Below are 19,103 nucleotides of genomic sequence, written 5' to 3'. Positions count from 1 at the left end.
CGGGCGGTGCGGGCTGTTCCCGGCGGAACAGGGAACGACCGGGGCGCCGGCGGATGATGCGCCCGCCGCGCCCGCCGGTCAAAGACCAAGTGAGGCAAAAGCAAACGGCCGCCCAGAAGGGCGGCCGCGTGTCGGGCTCTGTGGCAGCGGGTCAGTCCATCGCCTTGAAGGCAAACTCGCCGCCTTCCTTGATCCCCGAGAACCAGCGCGCCGTGACGGTCTTCGTCTTGGTATAGAAGCGGAAGGCGTCGGGGCCGTATTGGTTGAGATCGCCGAAGGCCGATTTCTTCCAGCCGCCGAAGGTGAAATAGCTCAGCGGCACGGGGATCGGGAAGTTGATGCCGACCATGCCGACATTCACCTTCGCCGCGAAGTCGCGCGCGGTGTCGCCGTCGGCGGTGAAGATCGAGGTGCCGTTGCCATACTGGTTGTCCATCACCAGCTTCAGCGCCTCGTCATAGCTGTTGCGGCGCACCACCGACAGGACCGGGCCGAAGATCTCTTCCTTGTAGATGTCCATCTCGGGCTCGACGCGGTCGAACAGCGACGGGCCGATGAAATAGCCGTTCTCATAGCCCTGCAGGCTGAAATCGCGGCCGTCGATCTTCAGATCCGCGCCCTGTTCCACGCCCGAGCCGATCAGACCCTTGATCCGCTCCAGCGCCTGGCCGGTGATGACGGGGCCGTAATCCACGTCCTCGCCCGCCGTGTAGGGGCCGACTTTCAGCTTCTCGACGCGCGGAATCAGCTTTTCCATCAGCGCGTCGGCGGTCTTCTCGCCCACCGGCACCGCGACCGAGATCGCCATGCAGCGCTCGCCCGCCGCGCCGTAGCCCGCGCCCACCAGCGCATCGGCGGCCTTGTCGAGATCCGCGTCGGGCATGATCAGCATGTGGTTCTTGGCACCGCCGAAGCACTGCGCGCGCTTGCCGTTATTGGCGGCACGGCCATAGATGTATTGCGCGATGGGCGTGGAGCCGACGAAGCCCACGGCCTGAATCGTGTCGTTGTCGAGGATCGCGTCGACCACTTCCTTGTCGCCGTTGACGACCTGCAGCACGCCGTCGGGCAGGCCCGCTTCCTTCAGCAGTTCGGCCAGCGCCAGCGAGGTGGACGGGCAGCGCTCGGACGGCTTGAGGATCATCGCGTTCCCCGCGGCCAGCGCCGGGCCCATTTTCCACAGCGGGATCATGGCAGGGAAGTTGAAGGGCGTGATGCCGGCCACGACGCCCAGCGGCTGGCGCATCGAATACAGGTCGATGCCGGGGCCGCCATCGTTCATGTACTCGCCCTTGAGCATATGCGGCGCGCCCATGCAGACCTCGATCACCTCAAGCCCGCGCTGCACGTCGCCGCGTCCGTCGGGCAGGGTCTTGCCGTGTTCGACCGAGACCAGCTCGGCGAGCTTGTCCATGTCGCGGTTGATCAGGTCGGCGAACTTCATCATCACCCGCGCGCGGCGCTGCGGATTGGTGGCGCCCCAGGCGACCTGCGCCTCGGCGGCGCGCGCAACGGCGTCATTGAGCTCGTCGACCGTGGCCAGCGCGACCTTGCCCTGAACCTCGCCGGTAGCGGGATTCATCACGTCGGCGCTGCGGCCCGAGGTGCCGGCGACCATCTTGCCGTCGATCCAGTGTCCGATATCCTTCATGGAACGCTCCTCCTGAAACTCTCGGCGCAGAATAGCCTTGCAGAAATGCCCTGAACAGAGGCAGTTTCCCAAAAGTGATTTTGCAAAATTGCAGGGGTGACGTGGCCGACTGGGACGATCTGAAAGTGTTTCTCGCCGTGGCGCGCGGGGACAGCCTGTCGCGGGCGGGGCGCGTTCTGAAAATGGACGCGGCAACCGTCGGCCGGCGCGTGACGCGGCTGGAGGCGGCGCTGGGGGCGCGGCTCTTCAGCCGATCGCCGCAGGGCTACGGGCTGACGGACGAGGGCGCGCGGCTTGTGCATCATGCCGAGGCCATCGAGGCCGAGATGGAGCGCGCGCGCGAGGCGTTGTCCGGTCCGGGCGAAGGGATCAGCGGCCAGATCCGCATCGGCGCCCCGGATGGCTGCGCGAATTACCTGCTGCCGCAGGTCGTGGCCGGAATCGTGGCCGAGAACCCGGCGCTGGAGGTGCAGATCGTGGCTCTGCCGCGGGTCTTCAGTCTGACCCGGCGCGAGGCGGATATGGTCATCGCCGTCTCGCGCCCCGAACAGGGCCGTGTCATCGCCACGCGGATCGCCGATTACCACCTGTCGCTGGCCGCCAGCACCGCCTATCTGGCCGATGCCCCGCCGCTGGACACGCTGGACGATCTGCGCACGCATCGGGTGATCGGCTATATCCCCGACATGATCTTCGACCGGGAACTCGATTACCTTGCCGATCTGGGGGTCGAGCAGGCGCCCGTCACCTCGAACTCGGTCTCGGTGCAGCTTAACCTGATCCGGCAGGGCGCGGGGGTGGGCGTCGTGCACGATTTCGCGCTGCCCGCGACGCAGGGCATTACCCGCGTGCTGACCCGGACTTTCCGGCTGACCCGCGCCTTTCATCTCGTGCGCCATGCCGATGACCGCAAGGTTCCCCGGATCGAGCGGTTCTCGCAGGCGCTGGTCGCCGGGATGCGCGCCGAGATCGCGCGGCTCGAAGCGCAGGTCCACCAGCAGGCGACGGCGTGAAGGGTGGCGGAAACGCGCCGGGCGGCGCTTCGTCGCGGACGGATTATCGCCAAATGAAATCTTGACAGGGTCGCGGGCGCGGTGTCCGATTTCAAGGACATACATGGAAGCGGGAGGTGCCCATGCTTGTTAGCCAGATCCTGAAAAACAAGGCCGCCGGAATCGTCACCATCGGCCCGAAGGCCACGCTGCGCGAGGTCGTCGACCTGTTGTCGACCCGGCGGATCGGCGCGGTCGTGGTGTCGACGGATGGCAAGAAGGTCAAGGGCATCGTGTCCGAGCGCGACATCGTGCGCGAGCTGGGGCGCGCGGGCCCCGAGGCGCTGAACCAGCCGGTGGAAAAGGTGATGACCCGCGCGATCTATGGCTGCGCACCGGGCGACAATACCGACACGGTTCTGGAAACCATGACCACGCGGCGCTTTCGCCACATGCCGGTGATGGAGGACAACGTGATGGTCGGCTTCATCTCGATCGGGGACGTCGTCGCCGCCCGGCTGAGCGAGCTGCAGATGGAGAAAGACGCCCTGACCGGGATGATCATGGGGAACTGAGCCCCGTCCCGGTCCCCCGCCGTCCCTCGCGCGCCGCCGCGATCTGAATTTCTGCGCTTGCATAATCCGGCGCAATATTGTTGCGTGACGCGGACATGACATCCGGAAGGGGGACGCGATGCGCATCGGCCTTTATCCTGGCACTTTCGATCCGCTCACGCTTGGGCATATGGACATCATCACCCGGGCTTGCGCGCTGGTCGACAGGCTGGTGATCGGCGTCGCGATCAACCGCGACAAGGGACCGCTTTTTTCGCTCGACGAGCGCGTGGCGATGGTCGAGGGCGAAACCGCCGCCCTGACCGAGCGCACCGGCACCGAAATCATCGTGCATCCGTTCGAAAACCTGCTGATCGACTGCGCGCGCGACGTGGGCGCCGGGGTCATCATCCGCGGCCTGCGTGCGGTTGCGGATTTCGAATACGAGTTCCAGATGGTCGGCATGAACCGCGCGCTCGACGACCGGATCGAGACGGTGTTCCTGATGGCCGATGCCCGGCGTCAGGCGATCGCGTCGAAACTGGTCAAGGAAATCGCCCGGCTGGGCGGCGACGTCACCAAGTTCGTGCCGGCTCCGGTGAACACCGCGCTGCGCGGCAAGTTCGGCCCCAAGCTGGAACGCTGAGCGCGCTCAGGCGTCGCTTCGGACCTCAGGTTCACGGGGCGCGGCCTTGATCTCGGCGGTGCCCTTCTTCTTTGGCGCGGTACCGGGATCGGCGGGCGTGCTGACCCCCGCCACGACCGCCACCTCGTCGAGCGGCACGCCGCGCGTGCGGGCCGAGTTGATCACCGCGTCCCGCAAGGTCTGGTCGGAGTTCAGCAATTTGACGAAATGCGCCTCGTCCAGCGTCAGCAGGGTGGAATGGGCGATGGCCGTCGTCTGGCCCCGCCGCAGATTGCGCTTGAGCATGGCGAGGTGGCCGAACATCTCGCCCGGGCCCAGCCTGAGCACCTGTCCCGCGCGCACCTGCTCGACCGCGCCCGAGGCGATGAACCACACCCGGCGCGGCGCCTCGTCGCGGCGCAGCAGGACGGTGCCGGGCGCCGCATAGACCGTCCGCATCTGCCGCATCAGCATCTTGCGACGGTCGGCGGGCATGTCGGCGAAAAGCGGAAAGGCCGCCACCAGCGCCTTGCGCTGAATCGCCAGATCCAGAGGCGGGCGCTTGGCCAGTTGCTTGCGCCGGCGGGCGATCCCGGCATCCAGCGCGTGGCGCAGCTCGGGCCCGATCAGGCCGTCATCGACCAGCGCGGCATATTCCCGCTCTTCCTGCGACAGCACCATCTGCCGGATCAGGCGGCGTTCCAGCTCTTCGGCATAGCCGGGGAATTGCAGCCGCAGACCGTCGAGCGCGCGGTCGGCCTCGTCCATGCGGCGCTCCAGCAGGTCGTGCAGCAACTCGGCTACGCGCTTGCCGTGGATGCGGCGAATGCGGGTGTCGATGAAATCGTGAAGCTCGCGCAGGATCGGCGCTTCGGCCACCAGATATTCGAACCGGTCGGCGGTCTGCCGCGCCAGCGGCGCCGAGATCCGCAGCCGGTTGTGCAGGAAGCTTGCCACCCGGTGCTCGCGCCCGGATTTGTGCACCCGCCGCGCGGTGCTGAGATAGGCCAGACGCCCGCCGGTGCGCGTGCGCTCGATCAGGCGGTCGGCATCGGAGACCATCCGGGTGGCCAGCCGAGCAGGCAGGACACCATCGCGGAACGCTTCGAGGATCAGGTCGCGTTCGCGCCCCGCCAGCGCCACGAGGCCCAGCGTGATGCGGTCGCGGTCGGGGATGCCTGCACCCTCGTCGGCATGGCTGACGGCCAGATCGACGCGCTCGGCGAAGCGCTTGGCCTCGTCGCGCACGGTCTCGCGGGCCAGCCCGAAATCGCGCGCGGTATCGGCCACGTTTTCGCGCACGCTCTGCAGCGCCACGGCGACGACCTGCGCCGACAGCGCCAGATCCAGCGTCGACAGCTTGTCCAGCCCCAGCCGGTGGATGACCCAGCGCAGCGTCGTGCCCTGCACGATCAGCGTGTACAGCGTGAAGCCCGTGGCGACGATGCCGACGGTGCGCTTGATGTCGGCGGGAATGCGGAAGCTTTCGGTCACCGCCAGCGCCAGCGCCAGCGTCACCGCCCCGCGCAGGCCGCCCCACAGGATCGCGGTACGCTGATGCGTCTCGACCTTGGGCGACAGCTGCATCCGCGTGAGCAGCGGCAGGAGCGCGAACAGTACAAGCGCCCGCGCCGCCAGCGAGGCCAGCACCGTGATCACCACCAGCACGATGTCCCAGGGCTGCGCGTCCGAGACCAGACGCGGGATCAGGATCGCCGCCAGAACGAAGATCAGCCCCCCGGCCCAGTAGCCCAGCAGGTCCCAGGTATCCTGCAGCTTGGCCTGATTGGCGGGCGACAGCGTGCCGGGCGCGTTGAAATTCAGCGACAGCCCCGCCGCGACCACCGCGATCACGCCCGACGTGCCAAGGAACACCTCGGCCACGACATAGGTCAGATAGGGCAGGGCCACGCTGAGCGAGACCTGCCCCATCGGGTGATTGTCGAACCGCGCCATCGCCGCCAGAGCCAGCCGCCCGGCCAGCCAGCCCGTCACGCTGCCGCCCAGCACCAGCCACGGGAACTGGACCACGACGTCGGACAGTTGCGGATTGGGAATCCCGAAGGCCACGAAGGCGAAGAACAGCGAGAACAGCGCGATAGCGGCGGCGTCGTTCAGCAGGCTCTCGCCCTCGACGATGCGCGCCAGCCGCAAGGGCGCGGGTGTCGCGCGGAAGATGCTGACCACGGCCGAGGGGTCGGTTGTGGAGACGATGGCGCCGATCATCAGGCAGGCCATGAGCGGCAGCCCCGCCACCGGATACAGCGCCCAGCCCACGGCCATGGTGCTGAGCACGACGGCCACCACCGCCATCATCAGGATCGGCACCCAGTCGTCCAGCATCCGCCGCAGGTCGATGGTCAGCGAAACCTGGAAGATCAGCGTGGGCAGGAAGACGTAAAGGAAGAAATTCGACCGGATCGGCAGGTTGTGGATCAGCTCGGCCGCGCTGGTCAGCATCTCGGAATCGCGGAATACCAGAAGCGAGGTCGAGGCCGCGCCGATCAGGATGCCCAGCAGGGCCAGGATCACCGTCGCCGGCAGCCGCGTGCGCGAGGCCAGCGGCTCTGACAAGCCGATGACGACGAACAGGGCGGCGGTGACCGCGACGATAGTGACGATATCCATCTGTCTAGAATAAAAACAAAAACTCCCGGCGCACAGGGGGGCAGGCGCGCCGGGAATGCAACTTTACGACAGAGTTTGAAACAATTGGCACTCAGCCCAGCTTTGCGACCTCGGCAGCCGTGTCGAGCATCCGGTTGGAAAAGCCCCATTCGTTGTCATACCACGCCAGCACGCGGACCATCGTGCCGCCCAGCACCTTGGTCTGGTCCAGCGCCGCGATCGACGAGCGCCGGTCATGGTTGAAGTCGATCGACACGTTCTTGTCGCCGGTCACGCCCAGAATGCCCTTGAGCGGGCCTTCGGCCGCAGCGGCGGAAAGGGCCGCGTTGATCTCGTCCACCGTGGTGTCGCGCGCCGCCTCGAAGGTCAGGTCGACCGCCGAGACATTCGGCGTGGGCACCCGGATCGCCACGCCGTCGAGCTTGCCGTCGAGTTCCGGCAGAACCAGCCCCACGGCACGCGCGGCGCCGGTCGAGGTGGGGATCATGCTGAGCGCGGCGGCGCGGGCGCGGTACATGTCCTTGTGCATCGTGTCCAGCGTCGGCTGGTCGCCGGTATAGGAATGGATCGTCGTCATGAAACCTTTGACGATGCCCACGCTGTCATTGAGAACCTTCGCCACCGGCGCAAGGCAGTTGGTGGTGCAGGACGCGTTCGAGATGACCCGGTGCGCGGGCTTCAGCGTGCCGTGATTGACGCCGTACACGATCGTCGCATCCGCACCTTTGGACGGCGCCGAGACCAGCACCCGCGTGGCGCCGTTTTCAAGGTGGATCTTCGCCTTTTCCGCATCGGTGAAGACGCCCGTGCATTCGAGCACCACGTCGACATCCTTCCACGGCAGTTCCGCCGGGTTGCGCAGCGCGGTGACGCGGATCTCGCCGCCGCCGACATTCATCCAGGACTCGCCCGTCGTCACCTCGCGGTCGTAGCGGCCATGCACGCTGTCGAAGCGCATCAGGTGGGCGTTGGTTTCGACCGGGCCGAGATCGTTGATGGCGACGACTTCGAGATCACTGCGGTTCTGGTCCATCAGCGCGCGCAGCACGAGGCGTCCGATGCGACCGAAGCCGTTGATGGCAAGCGTGGTGGTCATGGAGGCTCCTTGCCCCGGGGTTGCTGTGGCCGAGGCGTATGTTTGCGCTAACAGCACATATTGCGCGAAAAGTCAACGTTTCGCGTGTCAACGGGGCCCGCGTTGCGAAAAATTCATCCGGGCGGCCCGCCATTTCCGCACGGCGCCGGGACCCCTGGTGCAGCATTGTGCAGGGGCGCTCAGGCCGGTGCGGCGGTGCCCGGTTCGATGCCGGTCGCGACCAGATCTTCGATCAGCAGGCTCAGAAGTTCACCGCGATTGCCGACCCCGGCCTTGCGATAGATCGCGTTGAGTTGCGATTTCACCGTCCCGGTGGCGGATTGGCGCAGGGCGGCGATCTCGCTGATCGACAGGCCCTTGACGGAGAAATGCGCCACGTCCCGCTCGGCCGCGGTCAGACCCCATTGCAGGAAGCGCGCATCGACCACGTCGTGAAAGGCGCGGGCGGCAAGGCTCACCTGGTGTTCCAGATGCGCCTTGCGCTCGAGCAGCCGGAACAACACCCGGATTTCGAAGGCGATCCCCGCGATCAGTGCCAGCGTGGCGACGGATTCGGCCAGAAGGAAGGCTTCGAACGGTCCGTGCCCGCCGGCCTGCACATCGTGCAGCACGTCGACAAGGAAATACGCCGCGCAGAGCGATTGAACCGCGATAAGCACGGCGACGACGGCGGGGCGGTCGGGGGCGGGCTGGGTCATTCCTGAGTGGTTAGCGTATCGGGAACGATCTTGTCACCGCTGATCATCGCGCGCGGCAGATTGACGCCCGTGCGGCGGCTTTCCCACAAGACCGCGCCAATATGGACAAGGATCGACACCTCGGCCCAGGTCACCAGCACCTCGTGCAGTTCCTCGACCCATTCGACGCCCCAGAAGGCGTTCGTGGTCATCATGTAGCCGCTGGCGCCGATGGCAAGGATCGTCAGCAGCAGGTTGTAGATCATCAGCGCGCCCAGCGGCGTATGGCCCAGATGCGCCTGCCGCCGCCCGGTGGCGATGTCGGAGACCTGGTGCATCGCCCCTCGGATCGAGGGCGGAAAGCTGGAGAACCGCGCATAGCGCGTGCCGACCAGCCCCCAGAGCAGGCGGAAGCCGATCAGCCCGACCGCGACATAGCCGATCCAGACATGGATCGCGCTTTCGGGATCGGTCAGCAGGGCATTGGCGGCAAAGGCGATGACGAGGCTCCAGTGAAAGAGCCGGATGAGCGGGTCCCAGACCCTGACGCGGCGCATGGTCGTGTGTTCCTTCGGTTCGGTGGACGGGCGGTTCGATGGACGGGCGGTTCGGTGGACGGGGCGGGCCGCGCGTCTAAGGCGCGGCCCATTTCCGGCGAGGAGCGCGCGATCAGTCGTCGCTATCGGCGCCGCGCACGATGTTGAGCGCGGAATCGAGATAGATCTCGAAGCGCTGGCCGTCTTTCAGCGCATAGGCTTCGTACATCCCGTCTTCGGTCTGGACCGAGCGGACTTCATAGCCCTGATCGGTCAGCAGGGTGCGGATCTGCGCTTCGGTCTCGGCGGGAACGGCGCCGCCCGAGGCCAACGCGGCGGTGGCGGGCAGAAGAAGAGCGGCGGCGAGGGCGAGGTATTTCATCGGAGTTGTCCTTTGCTTGGGTTTCGTCAGCGCGGCGGATCGGCGGGGCCTGCGGTCGCGCTGTGCTGTTCAGAAAGGACGGAATCGGCGCGGGCGCCATGGGTCCGGGGTTGAGACGGCGGGTGTCTTGCCCGCGGTTCAGCGGCCTCAACCGCGGTTCATGGCCTTGCCGCAACGCAAAACGCCCGGCCATGGGCCGGGCGTTTCGACAATCGGATGTCGGAAGGGCTCAGATCAGGCGGCCCATCGCGCCGGCCACATCGGCCATCCGGCACGAGAAGCCCCATTCGTTGTCGTACCAAGCCAGCACGCGCACGGTGCGGCCGCCCACGACCTTGGTCTGTTCGGGCGCGAAGATCGACGAATGCGAGGTGTGGTTGAAGTCGATCGAGACCTTCGGCTCGTCGTCATAGGCCAGCACGGCACCCATCGCGCCGGCGGCGGCTTCGCGCACGACTTCGTTCACGTCCTCGACCGTCACGTCCTTCGAGGCGACGAAGGTCAGGTCCACGGCCGACACGTTCGGCGTCGGCACGCGCATCGAGGTGCCGTCCAGCTTGCCCGACAGTTCCGGCAGCACTTCGCCCAGAGCCTTCGCGGCGCCGGTCGAGGTGGGGATCATCGCCATGGCGGCGGCGCGGGCGCGGTACAGGTCCTTGTGGCGGCGGTCCAGCGTCGGCTGGTCGCCGGTATAGCTGTGGATCGTGGTCATGATGCCCGATTCGATGCCGATGGCGTCGTTCAGGACCTTGGCCAGCGGGGCCAGGCAGTTGGTGGTGCACGACCCGTTCGACACGACCAGATGCTCATTGGTCAGCATGCGGTGGTTGACGCCGTAGACGATGGTCTTGTCGGCATTCTTGGCAGGCGCCGAGACCAGCACGCGCTTGGCACCGCGGCCCAGATGCACGGCGGCTTTCGAGCGGTCGTTGAACTTGCCGGTGCATTCCAGAACCACGTCGACGCCTTCCCAGTCCAGCTCGTCCGGGTTGTAGGTCGACATCACGCGGATCGGACCGCGGCCCAGATCCATGGTGTTGCCTTCGACCCGGATCGTGCCGGGGAAGCGGCCATGGACCGAATCGTATTTCAGCAGGTGGGCATTGGTTTCGATCGGGCCGGTCGCGTTGATCGCCACGACCTCGACATCGTTGCGGGCCGCTTCGGCGATGGCGGCGAGGGTGCAGCGGCCAATGCGGCCGAATCCGTTGATGCCGAGGGTGATGGTCATGTGTCTGTCTCCGTCTGGGCTCGGAACGAGGCGGAAGGCAAGAAGGGCACGGCGGGGGCACGCGCCCGCGGGGAGGGGCCTGACGTTCTGTCTGCGCCGGATATACAGTTTCGACTGTGGCAGAGAAAGGGCGAAAACTGCTATTTCGCAAGACGTTAGCGCAAACCCTGAAAGGCTGCGCGGTGTTTGCGATAACGTTGTGCGCCCCGCCTGCCGCGCGGGCGGCATTGCGTTACCCGGCGGCGCGTCCTAAGAGGGCGGAACCGGGTCGCACGCCGACCCCGCATCCGCCGCAACCGATTGTCGTAACCGACCTCAGCGCCCCTTGTTCCAGATCCTTGCCCTTGTCTATCTCGTTGTCGTGAACGTGGCCGCGTTCGCGGCTTTCGCGCGCGACAAGCGGCTGGCCATCGAAGGCCGCCGCCGCGTGCCCGAGGACCGGCTTCTGGCGCTGGCCTTCCTGGGCGGTTCGATCGGCGCGAAGATCGCGCAGATGAGCCTGCGTCACAAGATCCGCAAGGAACCGTTCCGCCAGCAGCTCAACGGCATCATCTCCGTGCAGCTCGTCGCGCTGGCCGCGGCGTTCGCCATCGCCTATCTGGCGCGCTGAGTTACAGCGCGCCTTTCAGGATCTCAACGAAGTCAGCCACATGCGCCTCGGTCGTCGACCACGAGGCGACCAGCCGGCATTGATGCGGATGGTCGGGGCCGGCGCCTTCGGGCGGCGGGGCGGGCCAGTCGTAGTAAACCGCACCCGCCTTGCGCAGGGCTTCATGCGCCTTGAGCGGGAACTCGGCGAACAGGATATTGCCGCCCCTCGGATGCACCAGCCTTGCCCCGGCCTCGCGCAGGCCCGCTTCCAGCGCCGCGGCGCGGGCATTCGCGGTGATCGCCAGATCGCGCCACAGATCGTCGGTCAGATAGGCGTCCATCTGCGCGCTCAGATAGCGATGCTTCGAGAACAGGTGCCCGCCGCGCTTGCGCCGCAGCTCGAATTCCCAAGCCTTGGCGGGATCGAAGAAAACCACCGCCTCGACGCCCATCAGGCCGTTCTTGGTGCCGCCGAAAGACACCACGTCCACGCCCGCTTTCCACGTCATCTCGGCCGGGCTGCAGCCCTCGGCGACGATGGCGTTGGAAAAGCGCGCGCCGTCCAGATGCACGGGCAGGCCATGCGCCTTGGCGATGGCGCAAAGCCGCGTCACCTCGGCCACCGAATAGCGCGCACCGCGCTCGGTGATGTTGGTCAGGCTCAGCAGGCCTTTCTGCACATGGTGCACGCCCCCGGGCGCGCTGGCGAGACCCTGTTCCAGCTGGTCGGCGTCGATCTTGGCATCCGGCCCGTCCAGCAGCGTCAGCTTCGCGCCGCCCGCGTAGAATTCGGGCGCGCAGCATTCGTCTTCCTCGATATGCGCGTGGCGGTGGCAATAGACCGTCTGCCATGGCTGGATGTAGCTGGCGATCGCCAGCGAATTGGCGGCGGTGCCGGTGGCAACCAGATAGACGGCGGCCTCGGGCGCCTCGAACAGCGCGCGGATCTTGTCGCGCACCCGGTCCATCAGCGCATCGGCGCCATAACCCAGCGCAAAGCCGTCATTCGCGGCCGTCAGCGCGGCCAGAACCTGCTCGGGCACGCCCGAAGTGTTGTCAGAGGCCAGGTACATTACAGCTCCTCGTCGATGATATGGTCTTCCCAATCGTCCTCGGGGACGTCGAATTCGGGTACGGTGCGATCCTTGACCGAGATGCCCGCGCGGTGCACCGATTGCGGATCGCCCGAGATCAGCGGGTGCCACTCGGCCAGTCCGCGCCCTTCGTTCAGCCGGCGATAGGCGCAGCTCCGGGGCATCCAGTAGGTGACCTCGTCCAGCGTGTCGGGCGTCAGCACGACGCATTCGGGCACGATGGTCTTGCGGATCTCGTAATTCGCGCAGCGGCAGGTGGAATCGTCGAACAGGCGGCAGGCGATATTGGTGAAGAACACCTCGCCGGTATCGGCATCTTCCAGCTTGTTCAGGCAGCATTTGCCGCAGCCGTCGCAGAGCGCTTCCCATTCGGCCGGGGTCATGTCGGACAGCGAGACGGTTTCCCAGAACCGGGGGCGCAGGGCGGGGGCGGCTGGGTCGGAAGGGGGGGCCTTTGTCATGGCGCGACCCTGTACCTTTCGCCGGCGAAAGGGAAGAGGGTCACAGCGCCAGGCGCATCAGCGGGCGATTGGGTTTGTGGCGGGCCACGGTCTCGAAGCCCGCCGCTTCGAACACGGCGGTCGATCCGACGAACAGGCCCACGGATTTCGACTGCTTGGCGTGGTCCATCGGGCTTGATTCCAGCAGCCTGGCGCCGTTCGCGCGGGCATGGTCGATCCCGGCCTTCAGCAGAACCCGGCTCAGTCCCCGGCCCCGGTAGGGCGCGCGCAGGAAAAAACAGGTGACCGCCCAGACCCCTGGATCGTCGGCCGGACCGTCAGGCAGGGGCGTGGACGAGCGGCGCGGGTTGTTCCACTGCGGCACTTGGGCGCGCGGGCCGATCTGCATCCAGCCCGCCGGGGCATCGCCGATCCACAGCAGCAGGCCGGGCGGCGGGCCTGCTGCAATCCGCGCCATCATCAAATCATGCTTGTCGCCCGCGCTCATCGCCGCGCGCTCCTTGGGGGGCAGCAGGAAATAGGTACACCAGCAGCCATAGCAGGCGCCATTCGGGCCCATCACGGCCTCGAAGGCGTCGCTGTGTTCGGGGGTGAGCGGTCGGGTGACGGCGTCGGCCTGCATCGGGAACTCCTGCGGATGTTCCGCAAGTGTTCTCGCTTCGCGCGGGCCTGTCAACCGCAGGTCGTCACTCGCGCGCCAGAATCGCGCGGGCGCGCTGGCTGTCATGGTCCATCTGGTCGATCAGCGCGGGCAGCCCGTCGAATTTCATCTCGGGGCGCAGATACTCGACCAGCGCGACCGAGAGGTGCTGATCGTAGAGATCGCCCGCGAAGTCGAACAGGTGGACTTCGAAATTGGGGGTGTTCTCGCCGAACATGGGCCGAACGCCAAGGCTGGCGACCCCGTCGTAAAAGCCCCGCTGCGGCCCGCCCAGAATGGCGACCTTCACCGCGTAGACACCGAGCTTCGGCAGGTGCAGCCGGTCGACCGCCATGTTGGCAGTAGGATAGCCAAGCGCGCGCCCACGTTTCTCGCCATGCACGACGGCGCCGTCGATGCGGTGGTAATGGCCCAGCATCTCGGCTGCGTCACGCGGTCGCCCCTCGGCCAGAGCGGTGCGGATCGCGGTCGAGCTGATCGCGCCGTCCTCGCCGCCGATGAGCGACTGTACGCTGACGGCAAACCCCATCTCCTGCCCCAGATCGGCGAGCATCTCGGTCGTGCCGGCGCGCGCCTTGCCGAAACGGAAATCCGAGCCGACGACGACATGCTTGATGCCGAGCCCCTCGACCAGAACCTCGCGCGCGAAGGCTTCGGGCGGAAGGGCCGCCAGCTCAAGCGAGAAGGGCAATTCGTACAGGATGTCGACGCCGATCTTCTCCAGCCGGTTGCGGCGGGATTCGGCGTTCATCAGCCGGAAGGGCGGCGCGTCGGGCGCGAAGACCTCGCGCGGATGGGGTTCGAACGTGATGACGCCCAGCGGCAGGCCCGGACGCCGTGCCCCGTCGATCACCGCCTGATGGCCCAGATGCACGCCGTCGAAATTGCCCATCGCCGCCGAAGCACCCCGTTGGGTGTCGTCAAGGCCGGTCCAAGAAGTGACTATCTGCATTCTGCCCCGCGGCGCGTGCCGCGGCTCCCGCAGGGGAAAGCGGCCTCAGTCGAACTTGCGGCTGGGCGCCAGAACCAGCGCCTCGCCCTTCAGGACGGTGGTATTGCCCACCGAGCAGCGACATTCAAGGGTGACGCGGCGCTTGGCATACTCGATCTCGCGCACCGTGACCTCGGCCAGCACCACGTCGCCTGGGCGCACGGGGGCCAGGAATTTCAGCGACTGGCCCATATAGATCGTGCCATGGCCCGGAAGCTGTTCGCCGATCACCGCGCTGATCAGGCCCGCGGTCAGCATGCCATGCGCGATCCGGCCCGCGAAGATCGTGTCCTGCGCATAGGATTCGTCCAGATGCACCGGGTTATGGTCGGTCGAGACCTCGGCGAACAATTCGATGTCGCGGTCGGTGATCTCTTTGCGCAGATAACGCGAGAGACCGATTTCCAGATCCTCGATGCAGATCGTGCCGCGGGGCAGATTGTCGTTCGGACGGCTGTCAAGCATGGCGCGGGTTCCGGTCTGATGTCCCATGGGGCTCACTCTTGTGCTGCGGTGCAACATAGCGCTACGGCGACACATTGGCAACATGGCTTTGTAATATTAGGTCGTTTGTTGCCATAAAGTCGAAACTAAATTGCGCACACGGTTGCCGAATGGCGCGGTATGACCCGGAAATATTCCTGAACAGATGTAGCATCCATCTGCGAACCGCGTTACCGATGGCGCAAGGGACGGAAGGGCCGCGAAGGGCCCTGAGGAGGGGCAATGAGCGAGCGCGCGAAGACCGCATGGCTGGCGGTGGGAGTGATGACCTTTGCCGGGGCGATGTGCTCGGCGCATGTCGGGAAACTGCCGCCCGCGCTGCCGCTCATTCGCGCCGATCTGGATTTCGGACTGGTGGCGGGCGGCTTCGTGCTGTCGATGTTCAACGCGGTCGGGATGACGCTGGCGGTGCTGTTCGGCGGGCTTGCCGACCGGACGGGCCGGTTGCGCATGGTGGGCTTCGGCTTTGCCTGCCTGGTCTTGGGCGGGATCATCGGCGCCACGGCGCACAGCGTCGAGGCCATGCTGGCGAGCCGCTTCATCGAGGGCGTGGGCTTCGTTTCGGTCACCGTCTGCCTGCCTTATGCGATGGTCGCGGCTTCGGCCCCGCGCGATCAGGGCATGGTTCTGGGGATCTGGAGCATCTACCATCCCAGCGGCATGGCGATGACCATGCTGGCCGCGCCGCTTCTGCTCTGGGCCTTTGGCTGGCGCGGGACGTGGTGGTTCCTGGCCATCGTTTCGCCCTTCGTGGCCTGGGCGGTGCTGCACCAGATGCGCAGGCTGGATTTGCCGAGGCCCTCAGGCGCGCCGTTCCTGCATCTGGCGCTTGATGCCCTGCGCACGCGGGGCTTCCAGCTGATCGCGCTGGTCTTCTGCGCCTATGCGTTCCAGTGGGTGACGCTGATGTCGTGGCTGCCCACCTTCCTGACCGAAAGCTTCGCGTCGGACCTGTCCTTTGCGGCGCTGGTGACCGCGCTGGTGGTGCTGATCAACGCGCCGGGTTGTCTGTTCGGGGGGTGGGTGATCCGACGCGGAGGCCGGACGGGTCCGATGATCATCACGGGAACGGCGATCATGGCTTTGTGCACGCTGGGCATTTTCCTGCCCGGGCCGCCCGTCTGGCTGAGGATCGCGCTGGCGCTGGTCTTTTCCTTCGCGGGCGGGCTGATCCCGCCGGCGCTTTTCACCTGTGTGCCGCGCTTCGCGCCCTCGCTGCGCCATGTCAGCGCGGGCAACGGCATGCTGATGCAGGGCTCGTCGATGGGGCAGTTCATCGGCGCACCGATGGTTGCGGCCGCGGTTTCGCTGGGCGGGGGCGAGTGGGTCTGGGCGCTGGGTCCGATGCTTGTCTTCTGCGCGATCACCGGGATCGCAGGCCACCTTCTGGGCAGGCAGCCCGCGCCCGGCGGTTCTCCGGTCGGCGGATAGGCGTCAGCGACGGGTCGTTAGCGCAGGGTCTTGAGGGCGGTGCCCCATTTGACCAGTTCCGACAACATGCCCTCGGCGCCTTCGACCATCTTGTCATTGGCCACGAAAACGCCGTCCTCGTTGATGCTGTCGGCGAACATCGGCAGCGGAACGACCTGCTGGATCGGCATCACGCCGTTATTGACCAGGAGCATCCGCAATTCCTGGGACGAGCGCAGCCCGCCCGAGATCCCGCCATAGCAAACCACGCCCGCGACCTTGTATTTCCATTCCTGGCTCAGGCACTGGATCGCGTTGACCAGCGAGGCGGGGGCGAAGAAATCGTATTCCGGCGTCACGAAGATCAGCGCGTCGGCATCCTCGATCGCGGCGGACCAGCGCTTGGTATGCTCGTGCTCGTATTTCTTCATCGCCGGGTGGTGCGGCTCATCAAGCAGCGGCAGCCCGATCTCGGCCAGATCCACCAGCTCGACCTTGAACGCATCGTTCTTGCGCGCCAGCCCGTCGATCCATTTGGCGACGGCCGGGCCTTTGCGGGTGGGGCGCGTGGACCCGATGATGATTTTCAGCGTGAGCGTCATGATCTCTCCTTGTCTGTCCGGAAAAAGGCCCGGCGCGCAGGGGGCCGGGCTTTTCGCAATGTCGTGTTTTCACAGGTCAGGTAGCCCGCAGCGCCCCGCAGGCAAGACCGCTCAGCGCAGCCGGCCGATGGCGTAGCGCGGATGCAGATCCTCGGAGGCCAGCCAGCTGTCCAGAAGCCCGGCATCGGGAGCCGCGACATCCGCGCCGAAGCGCGTGGCCTCCAGCCCGCCGGTGACGAACAGCGCGTCGATCCCCTCGGCCTGCGCGCCGCGAATATCCGTGCGCACGCCGTCGCCGATGGCCAGCACCGCGTCGGGCTCGTAGGAGAGGCCCTTCTCGGCGAGGATGCTGCGGGCAAGGTCATAGATCGGCGGGAAGGGCTTGCCGAATTGCAGGACCTCGCCGCCCATCTCGGCGTAAAGCTCGGCCAGCGCGCCGGCGCAGGGAATGCGGGTTTCGCCGAAATCGACCATCAGGTCGGGATTGGCACACAGCATCTTCAACCCGCGCGTCTTGGCGCTCAGGAAACGGCCGCGATAATCCTCGGGCGTTTCGTTGAACTCGTCGAAGGGCCCGGTGCAGATAATGCCCTCGGCCTCGTCCAGCTCGACGCGCTCGATCGGCGGCTGGTCCTGCAGCCAGTCGGGGATGATGGCGAACAGGTCTTCATCCTTGCCCGGCCCCAGATGCCACAGCTTGCGCCCGGCCGCGCCCTGCAGCATCGCCACCTGCGTCGCATCGCCCGAAGCGGCGATGGCGTCATAGGCATCCTCGGGCAGACCCATCTGGTCGAGCCGCTTCTTCACCGAATGCCGGGTGCGCGGCGCGTTGGTCATCAGCACGACGGTGCCGCCCTTGGCGCGGAAGGCCTGCAGCGCGGCCACGGCCTCGGGGAAAAGCGCCTTGCCATTGTGCAGGCAGCCCCACAGGTCGCAATAGAGGACATCATAGGGCGCCGAGATCTCGGCAAGCGATGCGATCAGCTGGGTCATAGGGGTCCTTTCGTGACGCCGTTCCGCCGTGAAGGGGGACACGCATTGACGGGGGGCAGGGCGGGTTTATCCTTCCCCTGATGCCGGGGCAACGCCCGGACGAAAAAAGGTAACGCAATGCAAGATCCGATCGATCCCGTCAAACTCGACCGCCTGGCCGAAGTCGCGGTCAGGGTGGGGCTGAACCTGCAGCCCGGCCAGGACCTCGTGCTGACCGCGCCGGTCAGCGCCCTGCCGCTGGTGCGCCGGATTACCGCGCATGCCTACAAGGCGGGCGCGGGCGTGGTGACGCCGATCCTGTCGGATGACGAGGTGACGCTGGCGCGCTACCGCCATGCACGCGACGAAAGCTTCGACAGCGCCGCGGGCTGGCTCTATGACGGCATGGCCGCGGCCTACGACAAGGGGGCCGCGCGGCTGGCCATTGCCGGGGGCGACCCGATGCTGCTGGCCAACGAGGATCCCGACAAGGTGGGGCGCGCCAACAAGGCGATGTCGATGGCCTATACCCCGGCGCGCGAGCGCATCACCCGCTTCGCCACCAACTGGAGCATCGTCGCCTGGCCCGATGCCGCCTGGGCGCGGCTCGTCTCGCCCGACCTGTCCGAGCATGACGCCCAGCGCCGGCTGGCGGAGGCGATCTTTGCCGCCTCGCGCGTCGATGACGGGGATGCGGTCGCGCGGTGGGAGGCGCATAACGCCGAACTGACGCGCCGCTCGTCATGGCTCGATGCGCAGAATTTCTCGGCGCTGCATTTCACCGGGCCGGGCACCGATCTGCAGGTCGGTCTGGCCGAAGGGCACCGCTGGCTCGCCGGCGCGACGGCCAGCACCAACGGCATCACCTGCAACCCCAACATCCCCACCGAAGAGGTCTTCACCACGCCCGATTGCCGCCGCGTCTCGGGCCATGTCTCGGCCACCAAGCCGCTGTCGCATCAGGGCACGCTGATCGAGAATATCCAGGTCCGGTTCGAGGAAGGCCGCATCGTCGAGGCCAAGGCCACCAAGGGCGAGGCGGTGCTGCAGAAGGTGCTCGATACCGACGAAGGCGCGCGGCGGCTGGGCGAGGTGGCGCTGGTGCCGCATGGCTCGCCGATCTCGCAATCGGGGATGCTGTTCTACAACACCCTGTTCGATGAAAACGCGGCCAGCCATATCGCGCTGGGCCAGTGCTATGCCACCTGTTTCCAGGGCGGCGAGACGATGCCCGCCGAGGAAGTCGCGCGCCGGGGCGGGAATGCCAGCGCGATCCATATCGACTGGATGATCGGCTCGGACCAGATCGATGTCGACGGCATCACCCAGTCGGGCGAGCGCGTGCCGGTGATGCGCAAGGGCGAATGGGCGTGACGATGACCTGAGTTGAGGGGGCGGTGCGTGCCAAGCACGCACCCTACACCGTCGCCTATCGGGGCAACGGA

At 66.6% G+C, this 19,103-nt stretch carries 20 protein-coding genes; 6 read left to right on the top strand and 14 right to left on the bottom strand.

What is annotated here, in order from left to right; genetic code table 11:
- Positions 1 to 151 precede the first annotated feature (151 nt).
- Complete coding sequence (locus C4N9_RS06430) at positions 152 to 1,651, bottom strand: CoA-acylating methylmalonate-semialdehyde dehydrogenase (protein WP_109532463.1); 1,500 nt, start codon at positions 1,649 to 1,651, stop codon at positions 152 to 154.
- A 101-nt stretch (positions 1,652 to 1,752) separates the two neighbouring features.
- On the opposite strand from C4N9_RS06430, the gene C4N9_RS06425 reads away from it, so the two are divergent.
- The 3 genes from C4N9_RS06425 (at position 1,753) to coaD (ending at position 3,843) form a co-directional block, all read left to right on the top strand.
- Positions 1,753 to 2,664 carry a LysR family transcriptional regulator gene (locus C4N9_RS06425; RefSeq protein WP_109532462.1) on the top strand — a complete coding sequence of 304 codons (912 nt, stop codon included), beginning with the start codon at positions 1,753 to 1,755 and terminating at the stop codon, positions 2,662 to 2,664.
- 122 nt (positions 2,665 to 2,786) lie between these two features.
- Positions 2,787 to 3,218 (top strand): CBS domain-containing protein, encoded by a 432-nt coding sequence (locus tag C4N9_RS06420; protein WP_109532461.1) that lies wholly within the window; start codon positions 2,787 to 2,789, stop codon positions 3,216 to 3,218.
- 118 nt (positions 3,219 to 3,336) lie between these two features.
- On the top strand, positions 3,337 to 3,843 hold the full coding sequence (gene coaD / locus C4N9_RS06415; RefSeq protein WP_109532460.1) for a pantetheine-phosphate adenylyltransferase: 507 nt from the start codon (positions 3,337 to 3,339) through the stop codon (positions 3,841 to 3,843).
- 6 nt (positions 3,844 to 3,849) lie between these two features.
- Here the strand turns inward: coaD and C4N9_RS06410 are convergent, their stop codons facing one another.
- The 6 genes from C4N9_RS06410 to gap (C4N9_RS06385) form a co-directional block, all read right to left on the bottom strand.
- The gene (locus tag C4N9_RS06410; protein ID WP_109532459.1) at positions 3,850 to 6,450 is read right to left on the bottom strand and encodes a cation:proton antiporter; all 2,601 of its coding nucleotides are present in this window, start codon (positions 6,448 to 6,450) and stop codon (positions 3,850 to 3,852) included.
- Positions 6,451 to 6,541: 91 nt separating this feature from the next.
- A complete protein-coding gene (gene gap / locus C4N9_RS06405) occupies positions 6,542 to 7,546 on the bottom strand; it encodes a type I glyceraldehyde-3-phosphate dehydrogenase (RefSeq protein ID WP_109532458.1) in 1,005 nt (334 codons plus the stop codon).
- 179 nt (positions 7,547 to 7,725) lie between these two features.
- A complete protein-coding gene (locus C4N9_RS06400; protein ID WP_109532457.1) occupies positions 7,726 to 8,244 on the bottom strand; it encodes a helix-turn-helix transcriptional regulator in 519 nt (172 codons plus the stop codon).
- Positions 8,241 to 8,780: a cytochrome b/b6 domain-containing protein gene (locus tag C4N9_RS06395; protein WP_109532456.1), complete on the bottom strand. Its 540-nt coding sequence runs from the start codon at positions 8,778 to 8,780 to the stop codon at positions 8,241 to 8,243. The genes C4N9_RS06400 and C4N9_RS06395 overlap by 4 nt, the downstream gene beginning before the upstream one ends.
- Positions 8,781 to 8,892: 112 nt before the next feature.
- Positions 8,893 to 9,141 (bottom strand): PepSY domain-containing protein, encoded by a 249-nt coding sequence (locus C4N9_RS06390; protein ID WP_109532455.1) that lies wholly within the window; start codon positions 9,139 to 9,141, stop codon positions 8,893 to 8,895.
- Positions 9,142 to 9,370: 229 nt separating this feature from the next.
- Complete coding sequence (gap, locus tag C4N9_RS06385) at positions 9,371 to 10,372, bottom strand: type I glyceraldehyde-3-phosphate dehydrogenase (protein ID WP_109532454.1); 1,002 nt, start codon at positions 10,370 to 10,372, stop codon at positions 9,371 to 9,373.
- Positions 10,373 to 10,697: 325 nt separating this feature from the next.
- On the opposite strand from gap (C4N9_RS06385), the gene C4N9_RS06380 reads away from it, so the two are divergent.
- Positions 10,698 to 10,982 carry a DUF1294 domain-containing protein gene (locus C4N9_RS06380; protein ID WP_168192136.1) on the top strand — a complete coding sequence of 95 codons (285 nt, stop codon included), beginning with the start codon at positions 10,698 to 10,700 and terminating at the stop codon, positions 10,980 to 10,982.
- Between the two features lies 1 nt (position 10,983).
- On the opposite strand, the gene C4N9_RS06375 is transcribed toward C4N9_RS06380, so the two are convergent.
- The 5 genes from C4N9_RS06375 to C4N9_RS06355 all read right to left on the bottom strand — a co-directional run bounded on the left by C4N9_RS06375 (position 10,984) and on the right by C4N9_RS06355 (position 14,662).
- Complete coding sequence (locus tag C4N9_RS06375; protein ID WP_109532453.1) at positions 10,984 to 12,036, bottom strand: threonine aldolase family protein; 1,053 nt, start codon at positions 12,034 to 12,036, stop codon at positions 10,984 to 10,986.
- Complete coding sequence (locus tag C4N9_RS06370; protein ID WP_109532452.1) at positions 12,036 to 12,518, bottom strand: YcgN family cysteine cluster protein; 483 nt, start codon at positions 12,516 to 12,518, stop codon at positions 12,036 to 12,038. The genes C4N9_RS06375 and C4N9_RS06370 overlap by 1 nt, the downstream gene beginning before the upstream one ends.
- 40 nt (positions 12,519 to 12,558) lie before the next feature.
- The gene (locus tag C4N9_RS06365) at positions 12,559 to 13,140 is read right to left on the bottom strand and encodes a GNAT family N-acetyltransferase (RefSeq protein WP_109532451.1); all 582 of its coding nucleotides are present in this window, start codon (positions 13,138 to 13,140) and stop codon (positions 12,559 to 12,561) included.
- A gap of 64 nt (positions 13,141 to 13,204) precedes the next feature.
- Positions 13,205 to 14,131, bottom strand: coding sequence for a bifunctional riboflavin kinase/FAD synthetase (locus tag C4N9_RS06360; protein ID WP_109532450.1), 927 nt, complete (start codon positions 14,129 to 14,131; stop codon positions 13,205 to 13,207).
- Between the two features lie 45 nt (positions 14,132 to 14,176).
- Positions 14,177 to 14,662, bottom strand: a complete 486-nt coding sequence (locus C4N9_RS06355; protein ID WP_281260115.1) for a MaoC family dehydratase — start codon at positions 14,660 to 14,662, stop codon at positions 14,177 to 14,179.
- A gap of 234 nt (positions 14,663 to 14,896) precedes the next feature.
- Here C4N9_RS06355 and C4N9_RS06350 point away from each other — a divergent pair, with 234 nt between their 5' ends.
- Positions 14,897 to 16,105, top strand: coding sequence for an MFS transporter (locus C4N9_RS06350; RefSeq protein ID WP_109532449.1), 1,209 nt, complete (start codon positions 14,897 to 14,899; stop codon positions 16,103 to 16,105).
- A gap of 17 nt (positions 16,106 to 16,122) precedes the next feature.
- On the opposite strand, the gene C4N9_RS06345 is transcribed toward C4N9_RS06350, so the two are convergent.
- Together C4N9_RS06345 and C4N9_RS06340 are read right to left on the bottom strand one after the other, a co-directional pair.
- Positions 16,123 to 16,686 carry an NADPH-dependent FMN reductase gene (locus tag C4N9_RS06345; RefSeq protein ID WP_109532448.1) on the bottom strand — a complete coding sequence of 188 codons (564 nt, stop codon included), beginning with the start codon at positions 16,684 to 16,686 and terminating at the stop codon, positions 16,123 to 16,125.
- 111 nt (positions 16,687 to 16,797) lie between these two features.
- Complete coding sequence (locus C4N9_RS06340) at positions 16,798 to 17,679, bottom strand: TIGR01459 family HAD-type hydrolase (protein WP_109532447.1); 882 nt, start codon at positions 17,677 to 17,679, stop codon at positions 16,798 to 16,800.
- 117 nt (positions 17,680 to 17,796) lie between these two features.
- On the opposite strand from C4N9_RS06340, the gene C4N9_RS06335 reads away from it, so the two are divergent.
- A complete protein-coding gene (locus C4N9_RS06335) occupies positions 17,797 to 19,032 on the top strand; it encodes an aminopeptidase (RefSeq protein ID WP_109532446.1) in 1,236 nt (411 codons plus the stop codon).
- Positions 19,033 to 19,103: the final 71 nt, after the last annotated feature.

Origin of the sequence: Pararhodobacter marinus, assembly GCF_003122215.1 — a bacterium.
Classification (GTDB): domain Bacteria; phylum Pseudomonadota; class Alphaproteobacteria; order Rhodobacterales; family Rhodobacteraceae; genus Pararhodobacter; species Pararhodobacter marinus.
This window is presented reverse-complemented; position numbering and strand designations above follow the sequence as displayed.